Genomic DNA, 9,697 nt, shown 5'->3' with positions numbered 1-9,697 from the left:
CGCCGCGCCTGGCGCACCGCACAAGCACACCCCACCGACGAGACACCGGAAGCCAACGAGGAAACCACCCTCGTCACCGAATCCTCCTGGTCCTACCTCACCTCCGGCTACCGCCCCGGCGAAGAACTCCTAGCCGAACAGGTACGCCACGAACTGACCCACAAGCGCGACGAGATCCAGCGTCGCAAGAGCGAAGGAGAACCCTGGCTGTGACCTACCAGAGCAGGCCAACCACATTGACGCTGGACGAAGCACTCATAGAAATTCGAATGTCACGTGCGGCCTTCTATCGAATGCGGGCCACGGGCAAGGCTCCCAAGCACATGAAGCTTCCCAACGGTCAACTGCGCATCCGTCGCACCGACCTTGACGCCTGGTGGACGGAGTGCGAGGTGACCTCATGCTGACCTACGACGTGCAGATCTGGAGCATCCGCAAGCGGGCCAGCCGCCCCAAGACTCCGTACCAACTCCGCTGGCGTGTGGGCCCTTACCCCTTCTCCAAGAGCTACAAGATCAAGGCACAGGCTGACGGGCGACGGACGGAGCTGCTGACTGCCCTCCGCAAGCGGGAACAGTTCGATACGGAGACTGGCCTCCCTGCCTCGGAAGTCCTGGCCCAGAAGGTCACCACCTGGTATGCCCATGCACGTGAATACGCGGCCATGAAGTGGCCGACCGCTTCGGCCAAGCATCGTGCAGGAATAGCCGATGCGTTGGCCACCGTGACGCCTCGACTGGTGAAAGACACCCGTGGCGGCCCGGAGATGAAGGTTCTACGCGCTGCGCTCTACTCCTGGGCCTTTCGCTTCGTCCTCGACGACAAGGGAGCACTGAGGCCCCGTATAGAGGTCGTGGAACCACCAGCGGAGATCACAGCGGCGCTTGACTGGATCGCTCGCAAGTCAGTGAATATCACGGACCTCAACACCCCCTCCGTGGTGCGATCGGCACTCGACGCTCTCACACTGCGCACGGATGGCAAGGCTGCTGCCGAAAACACGGTGAAACGGAAACTCCCCGTGTTCAGTAACTGCCTGCGGTACGCGGTGGAACGAGAACTGCTGACCACGCTTCCCCTCTCGAAAGTGGACTGGGCACCCCCGGCAACCGATGTTGAGATCGACTTCCGTTTCGTTCCCGGCCCGAAGCTTGCGAAGCAGTTGATCCATGCTGTCGGAGCCCAGGGGGTACGCGGCCGGCATCTTCAGACGTTCTTCGGATGCCTCTACTACGCGGCCAATCGCCCTTCTGAGGCCGCGAATCTGCGTGATACGGACTTCGTTCTTCCTGAGGAAGGCTGGGGCGAAATTCTGCTGAGTACCAGCACACCCCGTGTGGGCTCGGGGTGGACGGACACCGGTGAATCGTTCGACACACGGGGCTTGAAGAAGCGTGCGAGGAAGGCGACTCGCTCTGTCCCCATCCCGCCCGTCCTGGTGCGCATGGTCCGTGACCACATTAAGGAGTTCGGCACTGCCGAAGACGGTCGTCTGTTCCGTGCTGTGCAGGGTGGCCACCTGCTGTCCAAGGAGTACGGGGAAATCTGGCAAGCTGCTCGGCTCGCCGTGCTCACCGACGCGGAAGTTGCCTCGCCCCTGGCTGAGGTGCCCTACTCGGCACGGCATGCCGGTGTGTCGCTCTGGCTTGACTCCGGAGTCTCCCCCGCAGAAGTCGCGCGCCGCGCGGGCCACAGCGTTGCTGTCCTCTACCGCTTCTACGCCAAGGCGATTCACCGTGGCCAGCACCACTCCAACCAGCAAATCGAGCGGGCGTTGGCAGAAGCAGAAGAGGACTGATCCACCCACAGCCGCCGCAGCACTGCGGTGAACGATCAAGGACGTCGTCCCCCTTCAATGGTGGGGCGGCGTCCTTCTCGTTGCTGAGAGGGTCGGTCCATCCAAGTGGCCGGGGTGCCGACGTGACCTGCGCTTTCTCGGGTCCACTCGGTCAAATCCTGGTCCACGCCTGGTCCACAAACACTGGTCAACGGCGTGACAGGGGCGGATCAGGGTGAGACAGGGCCCATGCGAAAGGGGCACCCCTTAGACCGGGGCACCCCTTCTGACCAGTGCTTACGCTGACCTCGGCGGAGGCTGAGGGATTTGAACCCTCGGTGACATCGCTGCCACGACGGTTTTCAAGACCGTTCCCTTAGGCCGCTCGGGCAAGCCTCCCCGCCCCGCCTACCTGCTGCGGAGCGGTTACAGCCTAGCGGTTCGGGGATTCCGGTAGGTGCGCCGGGGGCCGAGGGGCCGTCAGCTGTCGCCCGAGCGTTCGCCGAGGGTGACTTGGGCCGTCGACTGCTTGCCGTCGCGGGTGTAGGTGAGGGCGACCTTGTCGCCGGGGTGGTGGGTCCAGATCTCGCTGATGAGGGTGGGACCGCTGTCGATGATCGTGTCGTCCATCTTCGTGATGGTGTCGCCGGGCTTGAGGCCGGCCTTGTCGGCCGGGCCGCCGGGGGTGATGGCGGGGTCGCCGCTGAGTCCGTTGGCGGCGATCGTCGCGCCGTTGCCGGTGTTCTTCATGTTCACCGTGGCCTCGATGACCGGGTAGACCGGCTTGCCGGTCTTGATCAGCTGGTCCGCCACGGTCTTCGCCTGGTTGATCGGGATCGCGAAGCCGAGGCCGATGCTGCCGGACTGCTGCTCGCCGCCGCCGAAGCCGCCGCCACCGCCGCCGCCCGCGGGCTGTATGGCGGAGTTGATGCCGATCACCGCGCCCTGGCTGTTGAGCAGCGGGCCGCCGGAGTTGCCGGGGTTGATCGAGGCGTCCGTCTGGAGGGCGCTCATGTACGAGGCGGAGGCGTTGCCGCCGCCCGCGCCGCCGCCCTCGCTGGAGGAGACCGGGCGGTTCTTGGCGCTCACGATGCCGGTGGTGACCGTGCCCGAGAGGCCGAAGGGCGCGCCGATGGCTACCGTCGCGTCGCCGACCGCGGCCTTCTCCGAGTCGCCGAGCGGCAGCGGGGTGAGCTTGGCGTCGGAGGGGTTCTTCAGCTTGATGACGGCGACGTCATAACCCTTGGCCCGACCGACGACCGTCGCGTCGTACTTCTTGCCGTTGGAGAACGTCACCGAGAGCTTGCCGCCCTCGGCGGCCGTGGCGACCACGTGGTTGTTCGTGAGGATGTGGCCCTGCTTGTCGTAGACGAAGCCCGTGCCCGTGCTGCCGTCGCCGCCCTGGCCCTGGGCCTCTATCGTCACGACGCTCGGCAGGGCCTTGTTCGCGATGCCGGCCACGGAACCGGGCGCCCGACTGTCCGTCTTGGCGTCCCCGCTCGACGCCACCGTCGTGGAACCGGAGCTGTCCCTGTCGTTCGCCGCCCAGAAACCGACCCCGCCGCCGACGCCGCCCGCGATCAGGGCCGCCGCCAGCACGGCGGCCACGAGACCGCCGCGCCGACGTCGGGGCGGCGGCACGGGCCCGCCGCCCCATGGCGCCCCGGGCTCACCCGGACCGCCCGCACCACCGGCACCGCTCTGCGCCCACCAGCCGCCTGCCCCACCAGGAACACCGGCACCGCCCGCGCCGCCCGCACCGCCACCGGGAGCGCCAGGAGCGCCCGCCCCCGGATGCCCGTACTCCGCCATGGCCGACGGCGGTACAGGCTGCTGGTACTGCCCGGCAGGGGCGTCGTACGGAGGCCCGGCCTGAGCCTCCGCCCGATAACCGAGCGGAGCCTCCGCGGGATATCCGACCGGAGCCTCCGCCGGAGGCCCTACCGGAGCCTGAGGCTGCGGCTGGGCCGGTGTCTGCGGCTGGGCCAGTGCCTGCGGCTGAGGCTGCGGCTGTGTTTGGGCCTGGTGCCCGGTCTGCACCTGGGCCAGCTGCTCCGTACGATCCGGCGGCACCTGAGCCAGTTGCTCCGTACGATCCGCCGGAGCCGCATCCCGCGCGTCATCCCGCGCGTCCGCCGAAGCCGCCGGTTCCGTCGCCTTCGCCAGGTCCGGCGCCGCCGGTGTCGGCGGCGCGGGCGGGGCAGGCGGCGCTACGGGAGCCGGCGGCGCGGCCGGGGTCTCGGGAGCGGTGTGCGCCGACGCGGTGTCCGGCGCCGGAGGTGCCGTACGCGGCGTCGCCGCAGGCGTAGCGGCAGCGCCCTCGTTCTCGGTGCTCACAGCTCTCTCCTCAGGTGCACGTCAGTGGTCATCATGGCCTCGGCCCACGCGTTCGAGCGTCCGTCTACAGCCTTTCCCATCAGGCGTCAGACCGCCGTAAACGGAGACTGTGCCTTTCGCGGACGTCCTTCGTCTTCCTTTATGTCTACCCACCCCGGACCAGCCGGACAAAAGGGTCCGCATGCGCGACTACGCCTCGCGATGGCACCATAACTCGGTGACCTACGCACGCCCGGCCAGGGACATCGGCCCCGAGCGACAGCCCCTCTCCGTAGTAGCCCACCGCGGAGCCTCCGAGGAAGCCCCCGAGCACACGCTCGCCGCCTACCGAAGAGCGATCGAGGACGGCGCGGACGCCTTGGAGTGCGATGTCCGGCTCACCGCCGACGGCCACCTCGTCTGCGTCCACGACCGCCGCGTCAACCGCACCTCCAACGGCCGCGGCGCCGTCTCCGCCCTGGAACTGTCCGACCTCGCCGCCCTCGACTTCGGCTCCTGGAAGGGCCAGGCCGCCGACCACGAGGCCCCTGACCGGGACAGCACCTCCGTGCTCACCCTGGAGCGACTGCTCGAACTCGTCGCCGACGCCGACCGCCGCATCGAGCTCGCCATCGAGACCAAGCACCCCACCCGCTGGGCGGGCCAGGTCGAGGAGAAGCTCCTCGACCTCCTCGGCCGCTTCGGCCTCACCGGGCCGCTGAAAGAAGGCGACCCGCCCTCCCCGGTCCGCGTCATGAGTTTCTCCGCGCGCTCCCTGCACCGGGTACGGGCCGCCGCGCCCGCCATCCCCACCGTCTATCTGATGCAGTTCATTTCCCCGCGCCACCGCGACGGGCGGCTCCCCGCGGGCGTACGGATCGCCGGGCCGAGCATTCGTATCGTGCGCAACCACCCCGATTACGTGCGCCGGCTGCACCGCGCCGGACACCGCGTGCACGTATGGACGGTGAACGATCCGGCCGACGTCGAATTGTGCGCGGACCTCGGCGTGGATGCCGTGATCACAAATCGCCCCAAGCAGGTGCTGTCACAACTCGATCGCCTATAGGAACCATTACAGGGTGTGCACCGGCGCGTTCGTTGCGCATTCGTTCCTTATGAGTGCCTCCCCGGATCGCAGTTGGCCGGTTTCCGGTCCAGTCCATTGGGGCATTCATCCCCTGGCGTGGGGCGAAGGAGGTCTCGGGGGTGGCGTTGGTGGTGGCACAGGAGGTGCCCACGTCGTCGGTCATGGCCGTACCCCATGGTCCGTCGGCCGTGGGGGTAGCGAGGCACCGCATGCGTGAGGATCTGCGCATGAGCGGGGTGGCGGATTCGGTCATCGACGACGCTGTACTGATCCTTTCTGAACTGCTCAGCAACGCGTGCCGGCACGGCCGCCCGCTGAGCGCCGAAGACAGGCGCAACGGCAGCAGCAACGGCCACAACGGCCACATCAGCAGCGGCAATGGGGACGGCAGGGGCCCCGACGGCGACGGCACCATACTCGCGGCCTGGCACGTGGACGAGCGGGGCCGGCTGACCGTGGAAGTCACCGACGGCGGCGGTCCGACCCGACCACTTCCGGCCACTCCGTCCGTCACGGCGCGCGGGGGGCGCGGCCTCAACATCATCCGGGCGCTGTCCCAGGAGTGGGGCGTCCGGGACGCCTCCGGCGAAGTGACCGTATGGGCCGCTCTTTCCGCACGTGAGAGCTTCGCTACGCGCGTCGCTCTCGGCCCCGTCGCACCGTCCCGGACCGCCCCGGTGCCCTCGATCGCCGCCATGCCGGCGGCTTTCGCCGACATCGACGAGCTGCGGTAGCCCCAGGGCGGGCCGGGGCGGATCAGAGCGGATCAGGGCAGCGCAGCCAGGCGGGGGCGGCCAGGCGGGGCGGTCGGACCGTGCGCCCCGCCTGCGCGTACGGGCCGGGGCGCGCACAGGCCCGTACCTGAAGGCCGAAGTGCGGGCCAGAGCGTCGGCCGTATGCCCAGGCCGCCATGTGTGCGCACCCGGTCCGTATGCCTATGCGTATCCGTATTCGTACCCGTATGCGCCCAGGAGACAGTGCCCCGGCAGGCGCAGGCCCGCGCCCGGGGGACGGGTACGCCCGGCACACCCACGCCCAGGCGAGCCCGCCCCCCGGCGCGTACGCCCATGCCCGGGCAAGCCCGCCCCCGGCGCGTACGCCCCGCCCAGGCGCGCCATGCGCCCATACGCGGCGGACCGTGCGCCCAACCGCCCCCGCTCCCCCGACCGCTAGGCTCGCGCCCGTACGAGCCGGACCGATCGGGAGACACGCACGCCATGGCCAAGAAGCGCCGCCCCCAGACGAAGGCCGCCCGGCCGCAGGCCGCCGACGCGCAGATCGCGGCCGTCGGCGCCCGCGAGCCCTGCCCCTGCGGCTCCGGCCGCCGCTACAAGGCCTGCCACGGCCGCCAGGCCGCCCAGGCCGTCACCGAGCTGGTGCAGCGCCCCTTCGAGGGGCTGCCGGGCGAGGGGGACTGGGTGGCGCTGCGCGAGCTGGTGCCCGCCGCCACCGTCGAGCTGCACCTCAAGGGCGGGCTTCCCGAGGGCGTGCCCTCGGTGACGCTCGCGACCGTGTTGCCGATGGCCTGGCCCGCGCTGCGCCGCGACAACGGGGCCGTGCTGCTCGGGCTCCAGAACGACACCGCCTCCGGCGACATCAGCCGCGACCTGGCCGACACGCTCCGGCGCGCGCTGGCCGCCGAGCCGGGCAATCCGGTCGCCGCCGAGCGGGTGCCCGCCGACGGGCCGCGCCTCCAGGACCTGCTCGACCCCGCGCAGCCCTTCACGCCGGTCGTCCACGAGGGGTTCGAGTTCTGGATCGAGGACGCGGAGAACGCGACGGGCGAGGTCGCCGCGTCCCTGGAGCGCGCCAACGAGGCCGCGATCCCCACCGCCCGGCTGGCGGGCGTCGAGGCCGCGTACTGGTGCGAGACGCCGGAGAAGAACCACCTGCGCTGGGTCATGACGCACCCCGAGGAGCAGTTGCTGGACGCCCTGGCCCGGCTGCACGCCGCGGGCGCGTCGTCGCTCGGCGAGGGGACCCGGCTGGTCGGCTCGTTCCGCGCGCACGGTCTGACCGTGCCGGTGTGGGACCTGCCGGTCGCGATGCGCGCCGCGGACGTCGAGAAGCCCGCCGCCGCCTTCGCGGAGCGGCTGACCGAGGCGCTCGCGACGGACGCCCCGCTGACCCCGGAGGAGCGGCGGGCGCGCGGCGGCCTCACCAACCGTCAGGTGACCCTGAGCTGACCCCGGCCTCGGCGGCCCATCGACGTGACTCCCGTCACAACTCCCGCTCCTGGCCTGGAAACCAGGAAATTAAGCGACCGGATTTCCGCGATGGAATTTGCGAACCGCCGATCTCTTGTTACCGTTCTAGGAGCCCGGTCGCTGGTGCATCCCCCGTCGCCAGCGACCGGGCGTTTCCATGCCCCGGAATAATTGAATCCCGGGCTTCCTGCTTCGGCCCCGTCCGGCCGGCCGGCGTCGGCCCCGCGGCCAATCCGCCCCGCGCATCGCGGCCAATCCCTCCGCACGCACCACGGCCAATCCGCCCGGTGCGCCCCGGTCAATCCCTCCGCGCGCACCGCGCTCAATCCGCCACGCGCCCGCGGCGAATCCGCTCCGCGCACCGGCGGCCAATGCTCCGCGCCCGCCGCTAATCCTCCGCGCGTTCCGGAGAGTTGCTGCCGGAGCGGAGCAGCAGCCTCCCGTCCGCCGAGGCGATCTCCGAAACGGCCGTGTAGCCGTCGTGCGTGCCGCGGCCCCCGTATCCCCGCACCGTCCGCTCGCGCGGCGTCTGGCAGGACCCGCGGCCTGCGCCGGCCACCGCGCAGTGCGCCTGCAGCGTCCGCCCGTCCGGCTGCATCAGGGTCAGTACGGCCTTCAGCGGCCCGCCTGTGAGGTTGCGGTAGTAGAGCCGGGACCAGGTGTCGCGGCCCTGCGCCAGGACGCATGTCTGCGCCTCGACGCGTCCGGGTGCGGAGAGTTCGGGGCCGCAGCGCGCGGTATCGCGGGCCTCTCCCGGCCGCTCGGCGAGTCCGAGCCCCGACAGCACCCCGCGCGCGCCGTCGGCGGCGGGCCGCTCGCCCACGGTCTCCGCGCCGTGCCGGGAGTCCGCGTCGCCCGCAGGACCGTCGGCGTCGCCGCGCCCCGTGCTCTCGCGGGCGCTCTCCCCGGTCCGTTCGGCGACCGCCGCGTCCAGGCGGCCCGCGGGCCCCGCCACGGCGACGGCGAGCGGCAGCACGATGGCCAGCGCCACCGCGCTCGCGAGCGCGACCACCCGAAGGTTTGCGGCGCGGGGCTGGGGCGCTCGTTCCATGGAACCCACCTGCGATTCGCCGGGGAAGCTTGATCGGTTGATCGGTACGCCGAACATAACCGCCGGAGTGGTGGCTTCCCGGTGCCAGCAGGCCCATTTCCCGTACAACTCGGGCCCGCTTACACCCGTACGAGTGAGGGCGCGTGCGGCTCCCGCCCGTACGCGCCCCTCTGCCTCGATCCGCCGCGCTGCGCCGCAACGCGCTTCCGGCCCGCTCGCCGGCCTCCCGGCCGCGCTCGTCCGCCGCGGGCCTCCCGGCGCTCGTGGGCGCTCAATACGCCAACCGGCTCCCGCCGCCCGGCGTCCCCGCGCTCTCCTCCACCAGAACGTCCACCACGGTGGCGACGTCCGGCAGCCACGGCGTCCCGGCCCCCGCGCCGGCCGCCGCCGGCCGAGGGGCCCGCTCCCATCGGACTCGGCCCGCTCCCGTGCGCGACGGCGGCAGCGCCACATAGCCGCCGTCGCCGTGGAACCGCAGCGACCCCGGCACCCAGTCCTGGCTGTGCAGCAACTCGCCGAGCACTTCGAGGGAGTACGGGGCCACCAGCAGCGACCACCGGGTGGGCGTGGCGACCACGGGACCGAGCCGCACGCCCTGCCGGTCGAAGGCGGCCAGCGCCCGCGCGCCCGCCACCGCGGGCAGGCTCACCGCGCAGGGCGCGGCGCCGCCCGTGGCGAGCACGACCGGCGCGTCCGGCCGGTTGGTCCACCACCAGCGGATCATGCGGGCGTCCGTGGTGGCCGCCAGCAGACCCGGGTCGAAGGGGTGGGCGCCGGGCACCACGCAGTCGGGGTGCGGGCAGCCGCACTCCGGTTCCTGGCCGTGGCCGGGCCGTAGCCCCACGCCCGGGAGCACGGGCCACTTCCATTCGGTGGCGCAGGTCAGAGCTGCGGCGAGCAGCGTCGACCGCCCGCTGCGACGCCGAGGGGAGAGCTTGCGTCGCCTTCCGAGGAAATCGCGCATGAGCGCTCGTTCCTTTCCGTGAACGCCGAGGGCCGGGGTCCGCCCGCCGGAGGCAGGGGACGTGTCCATCGCACTACATGTCCATCGCACTACAGGGCACTTCGCATGGCACTTCGCGGCGGTCCGGTGCGCTCCGTGGCACTACGGAGCCCCTCACACCACGTGGATCACAAGTCACAGCGCGTACTAGGCAGCGCATCACGCCGCAGGCCGAGCGTGGAACGTGGCGAGGGGTGGCGCGTTGATGGCGCTTCGCGCTTTGCCCAGTGCTCCCATGACTTCGCCAGGGGAA

8 protein-coding genes, 1 tRNA gene and 1 pseudogene are annotated in these 9,697 nt (G+C 71.1%); 6 read left to right on the top strand and 4 right to left on the bottom strand.

The window, feature by feature from the left end; all coding sequences use genetic code 11:
- From AB0I22_RS02265 to AB0I22_RS02255, 3 genes and pseudogenes are all read left to right on the top strand, one after another.
- Nucleotides 1-213: pseudogene (locus AB0I22_RS02265) on the top strand (replication initiation protein); the annotation flags it as partial.
- A complete protein-coding gene (locus tag AB0I22_RS02260; protein WP_363128687.1) occupies nucleotides 210-407 on the top strand; it encodes a helix-turn-helix domain-containing protein in 198 nt (65 codons plus the stop codon). The pseudogene AB0I22_RS02265 and the gene AB0I22_RS02260, both read left to right, overlap by 4 nt.
- Complete coding sequence (locus tag AB0I22_RS02255; RefSeq protein WP_363128686.1) at nucleotides 401-1,798, top strand: site-specific integrase; 1,398 nt, start codon at nucleotides 401-403, stop codon at nucleotides 1,796-1,798. The genes AB0I22_RS02260 and AB0I22_RS02255 overlap by 7 nt, the downstream gene beginning before the upstream one ends.
- Nucleotides 1,799-2,089: 291 nt before the next feature.
- Here the strand turns inward: AB0I22_RS02255 and AB0I22_RS02250 are convergent.
- Together AB0I22_RS02250 and AB0I22_RS02245 are read right to left on the bottom strand one after the other, a co-directional pair.
- Nucleotides 2,090-2,176, bottom strand: a tRNA-Ser gene (locus AB0I22_RS02250).
- Between the two features lie 81 nt (nucleotides 2,177-2,257).
- Complete coding sequence (locus AB0I22_RS02245) at nucleotides 2,258-4,114, bottom strand: trypsin-like peptidase domain-containing protein (RefSeq protein WP_363128685.1); 1,857 nt, start codon at nucleotides 4,112-4,114, stop codon at nucleotides 2,258-2,260.
- 217 nt (nucleotides 4,115-4,331) lie between these two features.
- On the opposite strand from AB0I22_RS02245, the gene AB0I22_RS02240 reads away from it, so the two are divergent.
- The 3 genes from AB0I22_RS02240 (at nucleotide 4,332) to AB0I22_RS02230 (ending at nucleotide 7,369) form a co-directional block, all read left to right on the top strand.
- Nucleotides 4,332-5,162 (top strand): glycerophosphodiester phosphodiesterase, encoded by an 831-nt coding sequence (locus AB0I22_RS02240; RefSeq protein WP_363128684.1) that lies wholly within the window; start codon nucleotides 4,332-4,334, stop codon nucleotides 5,160-5,162.
- Nucleotides 5,163-5,302: 140 nt separating this feature from the next.
- Nucleotides 5,303-5,917 carry an ATP-binding protein gene (locus AB0I22_RS02235; RefSeq protein WP_363128683.1) on the top strand — a complete coding sequence of 205 codons (615 nt, stop codon included), beginning with the start codon at nucleotides 5,303-5,305 and terminating at the stop codon, nucleotides 5,915-5,917.
- A 483-nt stretch (nucleotides 5,918-6,400) separates the two neighbouring features.
- Nucleotides 6,401-7,369 carry a DUF5926 family protein gene (locus AB0I22_RS02230; RefSeq protein WP_363128682.1) on the top strand — a complete coding sequence of 323 codons (969 nt, stop codon included), beginning with the start codon at nucleotides 6,401-6,403 and terminating at the stop codon, nucleotides 7,367-7,369.
- Nucleotides 7,370-7,778: 409 nt separating this feature from the next.
- Here the strand turns inward: AB0I22_RS02230 and AB0I22_RS02225 are convergent, their stop codons facing one another.
- Both AB0I22_RS02225 and AB0I22_RS02220 read right to left on the bottom strand, forming a co-directional pair.
- The gene (locus AB0I22_RS02225; RefSeq protein ID WP_363128681.1) at nucleotides 7,779-8,441 is read right to left on the bottom strand and encodes a hypothetical protein; all 663 of its coding nucleotides are present in this window, start codon (nucleotides 8,439-8,441) and stop codon (nucleotides 7,779-7,781) included.
- A 271-nt stretch (nucleotides 8,442-8,712) separates the two neighbouring features.
- Nucleotides 8,713-9,405 (bottom strand): bifunctional DNA primase/polymerase, encoded by a 693-nt coding sequence (locus AB0I22_RS02220; protein ID WP_363128680.1) that lies wholly within the window; start codon nucleotides 9,403-9,405, stop codon nucleotides 8,713-8,715.
- Between the last annotated feature and the right edge of the window lie 292 nt (nucleotides 9,406-9,697).

Origin of the sequence: Streptomyces sp. NPDC050610, assembly GCF_040654875.1 — a bacterium.
Lineage (GTDB): Bacteria > Actinomycetota > Actinomycetes > Streptomycetales > Streptomycetaceae > Streptomyces.
Note: the sequence above shows the minus strand (reverse complement) of the source record. Positions and strands in the feature narration are given on the sequence as shown.